This window comes from Tenacibaculum litoreum, from assembly GCF_964513915.1.
Classification (GTDB): domain Bacteria; phylum Bacteroidota; class Bacteroidia; order Flavobacteriales; family Flavobacteriaceae; genus Polaribacter; species Polaribacter litoreum.
In genome coordinates, this window is record NZ_CAZEQS010000002.1 from 226,945 (window position 1) to 241,579 (window position 14,635).

General features: G+C 29.6%; 17 protein-coding genes. 14 read left to right on the forward strand and 3 right to left on the reverse strand.

Annotated features, from left to right (window positions below; all coding sequences use genetic code 11):
- Window positions 1-71 precede the first annotated feature (71 nt).
- Window positions 72-797 carry a DUF6261 family protein gene (locus ACKTTR_RS02310; protein ID WP_408026339.1) on the reverse strand — a complete coding sequence of 242 codons (726 nt, stop codon included), beginning with the start codon at window positions 795-797 and terminating at the stop codon, window positions 72-74.
- A 548-nt stretch (window positions 798-1,345) separates the two neighbouring features.
- Between ACKTTR_RS02310 and ACKTTR_RS02315 the strand changes: the two genes are divergently transcribed.
- The 8 genes from ACKTTR_RS02315 (at window position 1,346) to ACKTTR_RS02350 (ending at window position 7,058) form a co-directional block, all read left to right on the forward strand.
- A complete protein-coding gene (locus ACKTTR_RS02315) occupies window positions 1,346-2,458 on the forward strand; it encodes a hypothetical protein (protein WP_408026340.1) in 1,113 nt (370 codons plus the stop codon).
- 13 nt (window positions 2,459-2,471) lie between these two features.
- The gene (locus tag ACKTTR_RS02320; protein ID WP_408026341.1) at window positions 2,472-3,011 is read left to right on the forward strand and encodes a hypothetical protein; all 540 of its coding nucleotides are present in this window, start codon (window positions 2,472-2,474) and stop codon (window positions 3,009-3,011) included.
- Window positions 3,012-3,472: 461 nt separating this feature from the next.
- Window positions 3,473-3,859, forward strand: coding sequence for a hypothetical protein (locus tag ACKTTR_RS02325; RefSeq protein WP_408026342.1), 387 nt, complete (start codon window positions 3,473-3,475; stop codon window positions 3,857-3,859).
- A 19-nt stretch (window positions 3,860-3,878) separates the two neighbouring features.
- Complete coding sequence (locus ACKTTR_RS02330; protein ID WP_408026343.1) at window positions 3,879-4,268, forward strand: hypothetical protein; 390 nt, start codon at window positions 3,879-3,881, stop codon at window positions 4,266-4,268.
- 21 nt (window positions 4,269-4,289) lie between these two features.
- Window positions 4,290-4,811, forward strand: a complete 522-nt coding sequence (locus tag ACKTTR_RS02335) for a hypothetical protein (RefSeq protein WP_408026344.1) — start codon at window positions 4,290-4,292, stop codon at window positions 4,809-4,811.
- Between the two features lie 4 nt (window positions 4,812-4,815).
- Window positions 4,816-5,379, forward strand: a complete 564-nt coding sequence (locus ACKTTR_RS02340) for a hypothetical protein (protein ID WP_408026345.1) — start codon at window positions 4,816-4,818, stop codon at window positions 5,377-5,379.
- 12 nt (window positions 5,380-5,391) lie between these two features.
- The gene (locus ACKTTR_RS02345; RefSeq protein WP_408026346.1) at window positions 5,392-5,805 is read left to right on the forward strand and encodes a hypothetical protein; all 414 of its coding nucleotides are present in this window, start codon (window positions 5,392-5,394) and stop codon (window positions 5,803-5,805) included.
- A 203-nt stretch (window positions 5,806-6,008) separates the two neighbouring features.
- Window positions 6,009-7,058 carry a hypothetical protein gene (locus ACKTTR_RS02350; protein ID WP_408026347.1) on the forward strand — a complete coding sequence of 350 codons (1,050 nt, stop codon included), beginning with the start codon at window positions 6,009-6,011 and terminating at the stop codon, window positions 7,056-7,058.
- A 74-nt stretch (window positions 7,059-7,132) separates the two neighbouring features.
- Here ACKTTR_RS02350 and ACKTTR_RS02355 read toward each other — a convergent pair whose 3' ends face one another.
- Window positions 7,133-7,585, reverse strand: coding sequence for a hypothetical protein (locus ACKTTR_RS02355; protein WP_408026348.1), 453 nt, complete (start codon window positions 7,583-7,585; stop codon window positions 7,133-7,135).
- Between the two features lie 165 nt (window positions 7,586-7,750).
- Between ACKTTR_RS02355 and ACKTTR_RS02360 the strand changes: the two genes are divergently transcribed.
- From ACKTTR_RS02360 to ACKTTR_RS02385, 6 genes are all read left to right on the forward strand, one after another.
- Window positions 7,751-9,586, forward strand: coding sequence for a tetratricopeptide repeat-containing sensor histidine kinase (locus ACKTTR_RS02360; protein WP_408026349.1), 1,836 nt, complete (start codon window positions 7,751-7,753; stop codon window positions 9,584-9,586).
- 1 nt (window position 9,587) lies between these two features.
- Window positions 9,588-10,337, forward strand: a complete 750-nt coding sequence (locus tag ACKTTR_RS02365; RefSeq protein ID WP_408026350.1) for a LytR/AlgR family response regulator transcription factor — start codon at window positions 9,588-9,590, stop codon at window positions 10,335-10,337.
- A 91-nt stretch (window positions 10,338-10,428) separates the two neighbouring features.
- Complete coding sequence (locus tag ACKTTR_RS02370) at window positions 10,429-10,839, forward strand: hypothetical protein (protein ID WP_274633299.1); 411 nt, start codon at window positions 10,429-10,431, stop codon at window positions 10,837-10,839.
- Window positions 10,840-10,871: 32 nt separating this feature from the next.
- Window positions 10,872-11,513: a hypothetical protein gene (locus ACKTTR_RS02375; RefSeq protein ID WP_408026351.1), complete on the forward strand. Its 642-nt coding sequence runs from the start codon at window positions 10,872-10,874 to the stop codon at window positions 11,511-11,513.
- 20 nt (window positions 11,514-11,533) lie between these two features.
- Complete coding sequence (locus tag ACKTTR_RS02380) at window positions 11,534-12,694, forward strand: DUF6882 domain-containing protein (protein WP_408026352.1); 1,161 nt, start codon at window positions 11,534-11,536, stop codon at window positions 12,692-12,694.
- A gap of 12 nt (window positions 12,695-12,706) precedes the next feature.
- On the forward strand, window positions 12,707-14,197 hold the full coding sequence (locus ACKTTR_RS02385) for a M48 family metallopeptidase (protein ID WP_408026353.1): 1,491 nt from the start codon (window positions 12,707-12,709) through the stop codon (window positions 14,195-14,197).
- A 42-nt stretch (window positions 14,198-14,239) separates the two neighbouring features.
- On the opposite strand, the gene ACKTTR_RS02390 is transcribed toward ACKTTR_RS02385, so the two are convergent.
- Window positions 14,240-14,623, reverse strand: a complete 384-nt coding sequence (locus tag ACKTTR_RS02390; protein WP_408026354.1) for a DUF423 domain-containing protein — start codon at window positions 14,621-14,623, stop codon at window positions 14,240-14,242.
- Window positions 14,624-14,635: the final 12 nt, after the last annotated feature.

The following is a 14,635-nucleotide window of genomic DNA, read 5'->3' on the forward strand; positions in this document are numbered from 1 at the left end:
CATATCAAAGGCTCCTGAGTTATTCAGGAGCCTTTTTGTATGCTATAAAAGAAATACGAAATCAACTAATGTTATGCTTCTTCAGTAGCAGGAGTACTAGACTTGGATCTGTTATCTACTACTAAATTATATTGTTTAACCAACACATCAATCTCATTAAGTAAGGTTGGGTAGGCTTCTTTTTCTGAAAGCGTTGCATGAGCTTCAAAGTGTAATACAAGTTTTCTGTAAGTAAGCGAAGCTTCAGTACGCAACTCTTGAATATTGTTTTCTGGTGAAGCCGCTGTTTCACCTACACGCTCAATATACTTGGTAGAAAACTCTGTATTGGCATTTTTTAATTCAGCAACCCAAGTAGCTATATCAAGCAAAGAAATAGCCTGAATAAGCTCAGGTTCAGTTTCAAAATCTTTACTAATACTATCTAAGATAGCGGTTTGTTCTTGGTAACTTTTACGAGCTATATCGGTACCATAGGTATTTACAGTAGCAAGAAGTGCGTTTGCGGCACTTATTGTAGCTTCGTTAAAATGATTTGCATAAGCACTCACAAGTGTTCTAATTCCTGTAATAGCCTTATCTCTTCTAGTGTCAAGGGCTATTATTTCTTGTGTTAAGCTGCTACCTTGTACTTGTTGGTACAAAGAATCAATACGATTAACAATAGTTGTTAATTCGTTAGTGGGGTTTGTTAATGCTAATGCATCAACATCTTGTAAGTTTACAAGTTGTAAAATATCTTTCATGTATTGTAGATATTCACCGTTACGATACCGGTTTAAATACGGACTGTTCATAAGCTAATTTTTTAAATTAATACTAAATATTTATAGAAAGTGATTTGGTAACTTTCATAGCATTAGCAATTTAAGAGTATAAAAGTTTCTAAAAAAGTTAACAATTGTTAAAGTTTGCCTACTAAGTAGGTTGTGAAGATACTTGTGGAGAATTTTGTTATTTAAAGGAACGTTCAGCGAGTTTCGCTGATGGTTCCGTTGCGTTGAGGATTGTTCAGCGAGCTTCGCTGATGGTTTCTATGAAAAAATGTACAAAAAGCCTTTTTTTTGAGAGTTAAAATACTGATAACAGTACAATTGACGTACTGAAAAAGTAAGTCAGTGATTTACTTTTAGTACGTCACTGACTTACCTGTTTCTAATTTTTTATGCTTTATTTTGGAATCAAGTAGCAGATTATTAGTTTTTTATACTAAAATGTTAAAGAAAACTCAGGGTTATCCCCGAGAAGAAGCTAAAACAATTAGGGGAAACCCTTATTGTGCAAAAAACCATGAACAACTACTTTTGAATAAAAAATTGTAACTAATTTTAAAACTATAAATAGTATGAAAAAAAGAAAGAAACAAATTGCTAACCTTTTAAAACTAGGCGTTTTCCTGTTCGGGGTTTCGCTGTTGCTATGGAACTGCCAAGATGAAACTACAACATTTGTTGATACTGAAATAGCGAAAGCTCATGCATGGTTTAACAAAAACCATAATACTTTATTAGAAGAAAACTCTTTTTTTATAGGGGATGCTAATTGGGACAAAGCAAAAATTATTAACGAACAAGTATATGTGCCTGTAGGAAATAATATTCCTGTCCAAATAAACTCGAATGATAGTAAAATAAAGTACATATACCCTTACTTGCTCTTTCAAAAAGAAGTTCAAGGAAATTATATAGAGGAATTTAAAGTTTATGTATCAGATAGATTAACTAATATTTTTGAGGAAAGTATAAATGTTGATAAAATAACTTTTTCAGGTTCAAACACTTTACTTACTAGTAGTTTTAATTTATATTCAACTAGTAAACAAGCTAATTTACAAGGAAGAGGAGAAAATTGTGAAGTTGTAAATTGGTATTTAGTTACTTATGCTGATGGAATAGAAGTTGATAGAGAGTATTTATATAGTACAAGAGAATGTGGAAATGATGTATCAGATGAAGATCAATTACCTCCAGGAGGCGGTGGAGGTTCTTCAAGTAGTACAAGCGAGGAAGTAGTTGCACCGCCAAGTTGTAAAAGTTTTAACTATAGCCAAGTTGGAACTACCAATACGCAGACTGCTGGGGTTAAAGGAATCACTTTTAGGATAAAATATAAAGACCCTTATGGAACATGGCATAATAGAGATATATTATTTAGCCAACCCATTTATTTTACAACCCCTAGATTCTCAGATGTAAATGGTGGTAATTTAGCTAATGGAAGAGGAGCTGAACTATCAGCAGATGCTTTGCAACAGGCACATAGAAGAGCAGTAGCTTACTTCTTAGCTACCGATGCTACTGAGTCTCAGGTCAGGGCTAAAATATGGGAATACTTAAGAGATGAAATGAGGAATGGAGAAGTTATTGGGGGAAGTGCGAGCTTTACACCTCCTCTAGGGTTTACAGGAATTGTTACTAAATATAGAACTAGTACTTGGTTTAGTGATAACTGTGATTAAAAAAATAAAAACAATGAAAGATCTATTTGAACACTTTTTAATTACTAGTGCATATCATTACTATCCTAAAAATATAAATGAATCGGATTTATATTTTGATGAAACTATAGAGAGAAAAAATTTTTTGAAACTATTGGAAAAATGGACTTATTTTGAAAATGATAAACTTAATAGACTAGCCATAAATTTAAGAAATTTATTAGGTTTAGAAGTTTTATTAAACGAAAGTGATAGAAATTTTCCATCTTTTATGTTAGAAATAATTTTAAATAAAAAGTCATACAATACAATTAATATTTATATAAGTTTTTTCATTCCATTTTACCATATAGTAGAGTTAAAAGGAAGTTTAGAAAAAAGAAAGATTTATTCTAATGTTAAGTTAAATGACAAGATAGAGGGAATAATAAATAAAGAAATAAATGAAATTTTAAATTATAATGCTTTTCCTTTACAGTATTTAGAAGAAACTATACCTGATTTAACAATAAATGAAGAATTTAATTTCAGGAAAGCCTTTTTTACAGATTGTTATAGGATTTCATTTTTCTAAATTGAAAAAAATTATGAATAGAAGAAATAAGATAATAATTGTACTAATGTTGCTAATATTATTAATTATAACGTTTAACAAAAACCTAATTGTAAATATACACGATACATATTATGTTATAAGTCATGGTTATTCGTACTTAATATTGTTAGTAGGAGGTGTTTTGTTTTTAATTGATTATGGTATATCGATTAAAAATAGAAAATAAAGAGTGAGAGTTAAGTGATCAAATAATAAAAAAAGCTAGCGAACGCTCAGTCATGGTTGGAAGAATAAATCATCCGACCATGACTGGTGGAAACCCACTCCTTTTTTTAACCTATTCTTTTATTCCGCTTACGACAATCATCAACAGCCTATGGAGTATTATGCTGCTATGGGTTGGGGTGGGTTAGAATCGTCTAGTGCCTACCAAAGTTTAAGTAATTCAGATAAAACAAAAATTGAAAAAATCATAAAAAATGAAAGACTTGCAAATAGTAATGCAAAAAGCACTAAGTGTTAGTTTGCTACTTACCTTTTATTGTTGTATAACATCATGTAAAACATCTAAAGAATATAATACAAACAATAAAAACTATAAAATAGAAAGATATAAATCTAAAGGTTTTTTTACTGGTGTAACAGTAAAAACTTATGATAATATTAAAAAAGACCTGTTATTACCATCAACCAAAGTAATTAATAATGTATATCTAGAAGGCACAGTATTTAGTTTGGGGTTAGGAAAACATAACTTGTCAATACTTTATCCAAGTAAGCAAAGCATAGATATAAAACTTCTTATTAAAGAAAAAGATTCTATAGTCGTCAAAGCTCACTTACCAGACGAAAATATTGTAGATTAATTTATGATGTTTATAGAAAATGAAAAACATATTAAAAGCACTAAGTGTTAGCTTATTACTAAGCTTTTATTGTTGTAAGACTTCAAAAAATGTTTTAGTTAATGATGAACTCTTCAGTATAAAAAGATTAAAATCTAATAAGAGTACTACGTTAACCTTAGAAGCTTATGATTATAATTCTAAAGAAAAGATTGGAGGTTTTGCGGAGATAAACAATGTGTATGTTAATTTTAAATATGAGAATAACGACTTTTCTCCAATAGCACTTGATGTAAAGGCAGAGAATGAATTTGACATTTCATTTCATTTTGTTGGTAGTAAAAGCAATAGAATAAAGAAAGTAAAAGTTGTGAAAAAAGATTCAATTATAATTAAGACGTATTTAAAAAATGATGATATAATAGATTAATAATATAACAAGCCAATAGTAATGCCAAAAGCACAAAATGTCCTTAAAATAATAATTGTTGTAATTTTTATAACTAGTTGTTCTTCTTACAAAGAGGCAGCTGACAATATGAATGCTGAATATGAAGTTCTGAGTTCTGTCTTAAAAAAATCAAGAGGAAATATTTATTATAAAACAATAATAAAAGAAGGAAATATACCTATAGAATCATATGTAAAAAATGAATATTTAGAGTTTTATTTATGTAGTAATGGTGTTGACTCTCCAGTTAAAATACCTAAAGAAGAAGTGGCTTTTTTAAAACAAAAAGTCAAAAGTGTTTCTGTTCAGAGAATAGATAAATTATTTCCTAATCTTAAAGAGAAAACAACAAAGAAGAAGGAGCGACTTGTAACCTCATTTATTTCCATGCCTATTTTATTTAGAAATAATACTATGGCTATCTATTATTCCACTCAAACATATGGAGGAGAGTTTAAATTACTACAAAAAGTAAATGGAGAATGGGAAACTATTTGTGCTAATTCGGTTTGGATAGAGTAAAAAAATGAAAGATTCAATAAAAGTGGTGCAAAAAGTACTAAGTGTAATTAATTTTACTTTAATTATATTAATTTTTTCTTCTTGTGGTTCTACTAATAGAAGTAGAATTTCACAAGAATTATACAAAGAAGAGTATAAAATAATAAATACCTTTTTTACTAAGGGTATTAAAGATAATATTTACTTACACAAAAAATTTTTTATAGATACAAAGATTGCTCGATATTTTAATTCAAAAAATATAGACTCAATAATTGAATCTAGAGGTATTCCGTCATACATTTCTGAAGATACATTAAAGGTTCTATTAAATAAGAAAGTTCGTGAAGAGTTTCATACATTAATTTTGTCTTCAAAGAAAATCAAAATTGATAAGAATAGAATTTTAAGTGAAAATTTAAAATTAACTAACAAAAAAGAGTACTTAATTAGTTTGCCCTTGATTATTGATGATTTAGCTATTTTTTGTAAGCAAAGTAAATTTGAAACTCCTGTTTTCATAATGCAAAAGAAAAAAGGTAAATGGAAAATTATATATACTTTTTATGATAAGTTAATACTGATCTAAGAGATGTTAAAGATGCAAAAAGTACTAAATGTAATTAAAACAGTTATAATTCTAGCCTTTTTAATTCTTTATGCTTCATGTAAAGTAACTAAAAGAGTTAATATTATAGAGGAGGGTACATATAGTTTAAAAAGATATACTTCTAAAAGTGGTTTTTCAAGTATCAATGTTAAAGCTTATGATTTTGAATATAAAAATGATTTAAATGCAGGTTTAACAATAAATAATATTTACTATGATTTAAACTTTAATAAGGAAGAAAAAACAGTTCCGTTGCATATTGTCGCTAGTCCTAAAAATAAGTTTAATGTAAGGTTCTTTTTCCCTTCTAGATATTCTGTAAATGTAAAAGAGTTTACATTAAATCAAGGAGACTCTATAGTGATTAAAGCTTATTTAAAAGAAGACAATCGCCCTGTGTATTAAAAAAGCTAATATGCCTGAAAGTTAACTTTTAGACATATTTTTTATAATTTTATCTATTCACGACAATCACCAACAATCTATGGATTACTATAAAGCCATGTCGTGGGGAGGATTGGAAAGTTCATAAGCTTATCAAGTGTTAAGTGATTCGGGAAAAACAACAATACAAAAAATTATTAACAATGAAATATATGTGAAAAGCGATGCAAAAGGTACTAAGTGTAATTAATTTTACTCTAATTATATTAATTTTTTCTTCTTGTGGTTCTACTAATAGAAGTAGAATTTTACAAGAATTATACAAAGAAGAGTATAAAATAATAAATACCTTTTTTACTAAGGATATTAAAGATAATATTTACTTACATAATTTTTTTTATAGATACAAAACTTATGATATGAAAAAGCTAATTCTCTTATTATTAACCACTTTTTTAATTACTAGTTGTACCAATTATGGAGAACTGAAGTTAGTGTCGTACCTGTCAGGAGATTTAAAAGAGGTTTCTGGAGTAGAGAAAAGCAACAACTTAAATGTACTATGGATGCATAACGATAGTGGTAATGCAGCTGAATTGTTTAAAGTTAGTACCCAAGGAAAAATTTTACAAAAAAGAGTATTAGCAGTAAAGAATCACGATTGGGAAGACCTAACTTCTGATAGCGAAGGAAACATATACATCGCCGATTTTGGTAACAATAATAATAAAAGAAAGAACTTAGTAATTCTAAAAATTAAGGAAGAAGAATTGTTAAAAGGAGAGAATGTAGAGGTGGAGAAAATAAAGTTTTCATATCCCAATCAAACTAAGTTTCCGCCTAAAAAGAAAGACCGTTTTTTTGATGCAGAATCTTTAATTTATAAAGATGGGTTTCTTTACATTTTTACAAAAAGTAGGGTTAAAAATAAGTACGGAAAAACAATACTGTACAAAGTTCCTGCGACAAAAGGAGAATATACAGCTAAGTATATAGCTGAATATTCAAACTGTGATGATGTACATTGTGCAATTACAGCAGCAACGATATCGCCAGATAAACAAAAAGTGGTCTTGTTAACACATCAATCGGTATTAGTATTTACTAATTTTAACGGAGACGATTTTTTTAGCGGAGATGTAAAAGAATATACATTCAATCATATTTCTCAAAAAGAAGGTATTACTTTTAAAGATAATACAACTCTTTACATAACAGATGAAGCTGATAAAATTGGTAGTAGTAAACTGTATGAATTTGTATTAAAGGACTAAAAAAATCAGTTACCAATGAATGCACATTGATAACTGAGAGAATTAGGGGAATAATCAACACCTAGTTTGGGTGTCTATACGTAATCAATCTGTCTAGAATATCCTGCATTTATAGCTAATAAAATAGAATCTTCTCGGCTAAAACTAAACGGAATAATAGAGCTTAAAGGTTCTTCAAATTTTTCTTCAATTTTTTGTTTAGATAATATCAAAGCTTGCTCTACTAATTTATGATATTCGGTTATAAAGTATTTTTTAGGTAAGTTTTCAAACTTAGCAACATCAAAATCATAAAACTTAGTTCTTGTAATAGCTTTGTATTCTTGATCGTTATGTATAAATAAATAGGTAAGATCAACGTGAATAGTAGTGTTAGCTCCATCAGGGTCGTCGGGCCAATTATAAATTAAAAGGTAGGCTCCATCAATACTAACTTTAGGTTTAGAAATCTCTTCAATCTTTTCAAAACTTGTTAAATCACAAGATCCTGTTTTAATAACTTCTTCTATAGTTTCAACTGTACTCATTATTAATTATTTAATTTTTTAGTCAAATATCATAGAAATTGCGTTTTCATTTTTGGGTGTTTTATAATCGCATACTATTATTTTATAAACGTTTTGTTAAAGTGATGGATATGGAGGTGGAATGAAAATATATAATTATTTTAGTTGGCTAATTACTCACGAAAAATGCCTTTGCTTAAGAAAAAATACTTTTTACATATTGCCTATATCTGCTTTGTTTTTACAGCATGTACGAGAAATAATGTAGACAAAAACTTACAAGAATATTTATACACTATTGATAGTATTTCTCAGCAAAAACCAAAAGAAGGGCTAAGAAAAATAGATAGTTTACTAGAAAAGAAACAAAATTCTAAAAACAGGGCTTTACTATTGTTTAGTAAAGGAGAATTATTTTACCTAAATGATAAATTAATAGAGGCAAAAAACATTCATTTAGAAACGTATAGATTATTCACAAAACTAAAAGACGATTATAATAAAGGAAGAAGCTTAATAACATTAAGTGCCACCTGTATGAAGTTAAATGAGTTAGAAGATGCTCAAAAGTACGCGTTGGAAGCTTTAGAAATAGGTAAGAAAATAGAAAATACCAGATTGCAGGCTAAGGCAAATAATCAACTATTCAACCTTCACTTTATTTTAAAAGATTATGAAAAAGCATTGTTTTATATAAAACGGTCTGAGGAGTTATTTACAGATTCAAACGATCCTAATTCAATCATAGCAATTAAAAGTAATATTGCAGGAGTTTACTTGAAGTTAAAACAATATAACAAAGCACTAAAACAGTTTTCGGAAGCATTAGCTTTAGGTGAGTCAGCAAAAGACCCTAAGACGATTGTTAGTGTTCTTAATAATATTGGGTACACGTATTTGGAAGCAAAACGTTTTGAAGAATCGGAGAAGTTTTTACGAGGAGCAGCAAAACTTAATCAAAAAATTAAAACAATTAATGGAGCTCCATACAAAGGCTTGGGAACTCTTTTTTTGGTAGCCAATAAGCTAGATTCGGCAGAGGTAAATTACAACAAAGCGATGTCAATCTATAAGAGTAAAAATAACCTTTCAGAAGAATTAGAAATACGAGATAAGCTAATATCAATAGCAATTCTTAAAAAACAGTACCAAAAAGCATTGAACCATCAAATAATACGAGATAGTATAGAGGTGGTAAAGAATAAAAAGCAAAATAAAAAGCTTCTTCACTTTGCTAATGTGAATTATAAAATCAAAGAAAAAGAAATAGCATTAACCCATCAGAAAGAAATAAACAAACAAAATTGGTGGTTAGGAATTAGTGTAATTGTATCGTTGGTACTTATTCTAATTACAGCCCTGTTTATAGGATATAATAACAAGCTAAGAGCAGCTAATAAAGCATCTAAATTAGAACAACGTTTGCTAAGAGCTCAAATGAATCCACATTTTATATTCAACACCTTAGCGGCGATTCAAAACATTACTTTAGAAGGAAACCCTGTAAAATCTTCAAACTATATAGCTAAGTTCTCAAAGCTCATTCGACAAAATTTTGATTATGTTCGGAAAGAAGAAATTAGCTTAGAAGAAGAGCTAGCTATGATTTCTAACTATATAGATACACAGCAATTACGTTTCAATAATAGTTTTAATTATCACATACATATTTCTGATAACTGTGATACAAAACAAGTAAAAGTACCTCCAATGCTATTACAACCTTTTGTTGAAAATGCTATTGAATATGGTTTAAAAGAAAAGAAATCAGGAGGAATATTGAGTCTCAATATTCGAAAAACAGCACAAGAACTGTTTTTTGAAATTGAAGATAATGGAGTAGGAAGAAAACAAAAAAAGAGTCAAGAAAAAATTGCGAAAGATTTACACGCTACCGATATTTTTATTGAAAGACTACAGACAAGAAATAAAGGAGAAGAAAAATCTTTTACTATAGAAGATTTGCATGACAAAGAGGGTAATCCTTCAGGAACAAAAGTTGTATTTAAATTAAAGTTATAAAATGATAAAAGCTGCTATAATAGAGGATGAGTTTAATGCATTAAATACATTAACAAAATTGTTGCAATACACACAAAAAGATATAGAAATTGTAGCTAAAATTGATAATGTAGATGAGGCTATAGACTTTTTGAGTAACAATAATTTAGACTTGGTATTTATAGATATCGAGCTGATTGGTGGAAATGCTTTTCAAATATTAGAAGCCTTAGAAACCATAAACTTTAAAATGATATTTACCACAGCTTACGATGAGTTTGCTATAAAAGCAATTAAGTTTGACACGGTAGATTATTTACTAAAACCTATAGATTCTGACGAATTAAATGCTTGTGTAGAGCGTTTCAGAGCCGATTTTGAAAAAGAAAAAAAGTACACACAGGCACTAAGTAAAATAAATGAGTTAGATAAAAAAGAAGCTCAAAAAACATTACTTATTAAAACTACCGAAGAGCAACATTTTTTACATGTAGATGATATTGTACGCTGTCAATCAGACGGAAGTTATACGCTTTTTTATACTACAGATAAAAAAATAATGAGTGCTAGAAACTTAAAGTATTATGAAAATATTTTAAGTACACATGCCTTTGCTAGAGTGCATCAATCTCACTTAATTAATATAAAGTATTTAGCTTCAGTAAGTGCTAATACAGTTAAATTATCAAGCGGAGAAAACATTCCTTTATCATCAAGAAAGAAGACGTATTTAAAACAGTTTTTAGAGAACTTTAATACGAATACAAAATAGAAAGTAACACATATAAAACTCATTAAAAGAGTACTAAAGTTCCATGTAGTTTTGAGGTAAATAATAGAAAGTAACCTTAAAAAACAATCATATGGGACTTAAAGAAAAAAGATTTACAAAAACTTTTCAAGAAGAAAAATATCCTGCATTAAAAGAGCAAATAAACAATGCAGCAGGTTTTGATGTAACAATAGATGTAGAATGGGATACCATGTTTGAAGATAAGTTTTTACACTTATATGATGACAGTTACCCTAAAATTTACTTCCAACCACTTATTGATGCTTTTTCAGCCATAGCAACTGATGATATGGGGAAAGAAGCATTGTCAGAATCGTTAAAGAAAGTAGTTATTACCAACAAAGACGATCACCACAACCCAACGCATGCTTATACTTTTGAAGAAGGAGTTTTACAAGTAAACCATAGTCCAATTTTAAACGCAGATAAAGTTCAAGATAGAACAGATGTGCTTGTTGATTTATTAGAGAATAACCTATAGTCTAGTAATTCACAATAAAAAACAAAATTGCTATGGAAACAGATTATATCAATCAATTTAAAGCACAATCACCAGCAGCTATAATTCATAGTATGTTTAGTGATAAGAAGCAATTAAAAGTTGCTTTATCATTAAAAAACGGACTTTATATAGAAGGTTTTGTGGTAGATATCACAAAAGAAGAATATCAAACATTTGTATGTATGAGAACCGAAGAACAAGAAGTGTTGTTTTTCGATCTTCAAGAAGTATCCGTTTTACGAATTAAACATCCTAAAAAAATGGCAGTTTCTTTATCTAAAGGAAGCATTAGTCGTCCGTTAGGAGAAGACCCCATTAGTACTTTACAATTAAAAAGATGGATTCTTGAGCAAGAACCTTTGTTAGAAGCAACTATCAAATTATCATTTGAAAAATTAGTATTACAAGAAGCAAATGCTCGATTAAACTGTAAAGATGTTATTACAAGCTTATTAAAAGCAAAACAACTAATAGTAGAAGATGAAATGGGGTTAGTAGCATGGAAAGAAATAAAAACTATTGCTATTACTAACACAGAAACATTACAAGTAAGTAAAGAAGGAAGTGTGTTGAAAATTGGTGTTGTAATTACTAAAGTATTGCCAAAAGAATTAGAGAATCTTTTTATTGAAAAGATAGAAAAAGTATTGTAGAATAATAAAATTATTAAAAAATGGGTCTTAAAGAAAAAAGAGCAGTTCAAACATTTAAAAACGAATCGTTTCCAGCATTAGAAGCGGAAATAAACAATAAAGCAGGGTTTAACGTATCACTAAACATAGCATGGGATACACTGGTAGAAGATAAGTTTTCGCACCTTTACAATGATACGTTTCCAAAAATATATTTTCAACCGTTAATTGAAGCAATCAAAGCTGTAAACATTGATGAAATTGGGGGAGAGTTGCTAAAGAATGGATTAAAAGAAGTAAGGATAGTTAATGAAAATAACGAACATAACTTAGAAAGAGCAATCACTTTTGTAGATGGGGTGTTAACCATTAATCACAGTCCAATTATGAATGCTGATAAGGTGGAAGAGAAAACAGAAAGAATTGTACACCTTTTAGAAACTCATTTAGAAGATTTTGCAGGAAGTGAAGCTAGTGTTGAGAGTACAGAAAATCCGAATAATATTGTAGGAGGAAAGGGAGATAACACAATAAAGTTGAGCTTACCTCAGTTGCATAATCAATATGTAGCTTTAGCTTTTGAAAAGCAAGATAACTTAGCAGATATTGTTGAGGATTTACCTTGGAATTGTGATATGCTTCAGGGAACGGTAACCTATGGTGATCTTACCTTTAAAATGCAGGTATTAGGAACATATTCTCACAATGAAAAATCATGGTTATGGGCTTGGGCAAATAAACAAAGTGGTATTCCAGAACAATTTTTAGAAGCTTCATTACAAATGAAAGCTCTAGGAGAACGCCATGGAATAGAAGACTTACTTTCCTCAAAAATAGAAACAGAACACGATCCAGGACATTATTTCTCATTCGTAGCAACAGGAGTAAATCAGGCAAGCTGCTACGCTCCATTACCTTTTAAAGGACTTACTGTGTATGTTTTATTATATACGGATATGGTTGATGAAAAAGAGATAAACATTCCTGCTTTAATTTGTTCACATTTCTCAAAAACAATTACTCGAATGGACTTTGAACACAAGCATGCATTGTTTTGTTACTTAGCTCAAAAAGGATATGAGGTTGAGGTATCAGGAAATAATATCGTTGCTAAAAAAGGAGAGGATCAAATTTTAGGAATTTTTGACCTAAAAGGAAGGTTGTTAAAATTGTCTAACTCAACAGTTCCAGTAGGAGCTTAAAAAAGAAAAAGTATGTATCAATCTACCACACTATCAGAATTAGAAAAAGAGCATCAAGATGCATTAACTCAGGCGCAAAATAAGATGATGGAAGATTTGAATCTTGCACAAGAAAAAGGCGATAATGAGTTAATTCACCAAGCAAGTGTTCATTTTCAAAATGTAGCTAAAGAATTAGCAGAACAATACACAAAACGTATTGAAGAAATTAACGAATTAAACCTTAAAAATGTAACAGAGAATATTCAAGAGGTGTATGATAACACTAGAGCAGACATTGATTTAAATGCGTTGGTGTATGACGGTGATCGTGATTATGTTTTAGAGTTTCAAGAGGATGAGTTGATTCAAAAAACTTTAGAAAAAATACGAGAAAACAATCCAGTTTTTAAATCGAGAAGACATTTGTTAAAATCAAGTTTACGCTTAACAAAAATGTTAGCGCCTGTACTTCATGAAATTGGGAATCACTGTAAAGAGGTGCTGAAATTAAAGGCAGATATAGAGTTTTTTGTGTATCAAAACGATAAATTCAACGCATCATGTTATCCGCCAGATAAAGATAAACTGTACATTATTTTAACTTCAGGAATTTTAGAGCGTTTTAGTAAAGACGAGTTAGCTTTTGTTATTGGTCATGAAATCGGACATGTATTATTCGAGCATTTTAACTATCCAGTAAAACATATTTTAGACGAAGGCGCAAACGATTTAGCGCCGATTCATGCGATGAAATTATATGCATGGAATCGTAACGCTGAAATTAGTGCCGATAGAGCTGGTTTACTATGCTGTAAGAGTTTTGAGGCGGCGGCAAGAACATTCTTTAAACTATCGTCTGGAGTAACTTCTGATTCTTTAGATTTTAAATTAACCGAGTATATCAATCAGTTTTCAGATTTAGAAGAAGTTTTAAATGATGACACACACGATCCGTCAGATTGGTATAGTAGTCACCCGTTTAGCCCACTTCGTATTAAAGCTTTAGAGTTGTTTAACAAGAGTAAAACGTATGAGTTATTCAATCCTGAAATTAATGGAGAAATAACAGAGGAAGCGATGGAGTTAGAAATACAACGAATTATGTCGTTAATGGAACCAGAAGATTTAGGAAATGAAACTGAACATTCAGAAAAAATCCAACGTTTTATGTTCTTAGGTGGTTATATGATTTCAAAGGCAGATGGAGTTGTTGATGATTCTGAAATACAGGCGTTGAGTAGTGTGGTATCTCCGTCAGTTTTTGCTCAGTGTATGTTAACTATTAAAGGATTAACAGAGCAAGATATTATTGATGAGATTATAGCGCTAGCAAAAGAGTTAGACATTGTAATTTCTGTGATGCAAAAATTAAATATTCTAAGAGATTTATCTATTATTTCTTATGCGGATGGAAGCATAGATGCTGCTGAAGTTGATGTGCTATATAACTTAGCTAGACAATTATATATTAAAACTGAATTTATTGATAGAATTATCAGTGACGCTCAAGGTGTTGACTAACAATATGATTTTTGTTTATACATGTTAGCTAAACCATACACATTAAACGTGTATGGTTTGGCTTATGTTATATATTAAAAGTGCCCATCCAACAATTAGTAGTAAACCACCTAAAGGAGTAATAGGACCTAAAAACTTCATTTTTTTACCTTTTGCGTCAGATAATACTAAACCATAAATGCTAAAGGAAAACAGTATAACTCCAATTACAAAAGCGTAATATATTGCTGAACTAGGTACATTAAAATAACTTCCAGCGAATAATAAAACGAGTGCATGATACATTTGATATTTTACACCTGTTTCAAATGATTTTAATTGTTCTTCAGTTAAAATTTTCTTTAAAGCATGTGCTCCAAAAGCTCCAAATATTACAGCAAGCATACCAAATAAAGCTCCTGTAATTAATACAATTTGTTGTGTCATATTTTTTAAGAA

Bases quoted from the DNA above. Each gene is read 5' to 3' on its own strand.
- ACKTTR_RS02310 (WP_408026339.1), bottom strand. From the start codon at position 797: ATGAACAGTCCGTATTTAAACCGGTATCGTAACGGTGAATATCTACAA.
- ACKTTR_RS02315 (WP_408026340.1), top strand. From the start codon at position 1,346: ATGAAAAAAAGAAAGAAACAAATTGCTAACCTTTTAAAACTAGGCGTT.
- ACKTTR_RS02320 (WP_408026341.1), top strand. From the start codon at position 2,472: ATGAAAGATCTATTTGAACACTTTTTAATTACTAGTGCATATCATTAC.
- ACKTTR_RS02325 (WP_408026342.1), top strand. From the start codon at position 3,473: ATGAAAGACTTGCAAATAGTAATGCAAAAAGCACTAAGTGTTAGTTTG.
- ACKTTR_RS02330 (WP_408026343.1), top strand. From the start codon at position 3,879: ATGAAAAACATATTAAAAGCACTAAGTGTTAGCTTATTACTAAGCTTT.
- ACKTTR_RS02335 (WP_408026344.1), top strand. From the start codon at position 4,290: ATGCCAAAAGCACAAAATGTCCTTAAAATAATAATTGTTGTAATTTTT.
- ACKTTR_RS02340 (WP_408026345.1), top strand. From the start codon at position 4,816: ATGAAAGATTCAATAAAAGTGGTGCAAAAAGTACTAAGTGTAATTAAT.
- ACKTTR_RS02345 (WP_408026346.1), top strand. From the start codon at position 5,392: ATGCAAAAAGTACTAAATGTAATTAAAACAGTTATAATTCTAGCCTTT.
- ACKTTR_RS02350 (WP_408026347.1), top strand. From the start codon at position 6,009: ATGCAAAAGGTACTAAGTGTAATTAATTTTACTCTAATTATATTAATT.
- ACKTTR_RS02355 (WP_408026348.1), bottom strand. From the start codon at position 7,585: ATGAGTACAGTTGAAACTATAGAAGAAGTTATTAAAACAGGATCTTGT.
- ACKTTR_RS02360 (WP_408026349.1), top strand. From the start codon at position 7,751: ATGCCTTTGCTTAAGAAAAAATACTTTTTACATATTGCCTATATCTGC.
- ACKTTR_RS02365 (WP_408026350.1), top strand. From the start codon at position 9,588: ATGATAAAAGCTGCTATAATAGAGGATGAGTTTAATGCATTAAATACA.
- ACKTTR_RS02370 (WP_274633299.1), top strand. From the start codon at position 10,429: ATGGGACTTAAAGAAAAAAGATTTACAAAAACTTTTCAAGAAGAAAAA.
- ACKTTR_RS02375 (WP_408026351.1), top strand. From the start codon at position 10,872: ATGGAAACAGATTATATCAATCAATTTAAAGCACAATCACCAGCAGCT.
- ACKTTR_RS02380 (WP_408026352.1), top strand. From the start codon at position 11,534: ATGGGTCTTAAAGAAAAAAGAGCAGTTCAAACATTTAAAAACGAATCG.
- ACKTTR_RS02385 (WP_408026353.1), top strand. From the start codon at position 12,707: ATGTATCAATCTACCACACTATCAGAATTAGAAAAAGAGCATCAAGAT.
- ACKTTR_RS02390 (WP_408026354.1), bottom strand. From the start codon at position 14,623: ATGACACAACAAATTGTATTAATTACAGGAGCTTTATTTGGTATGCTT.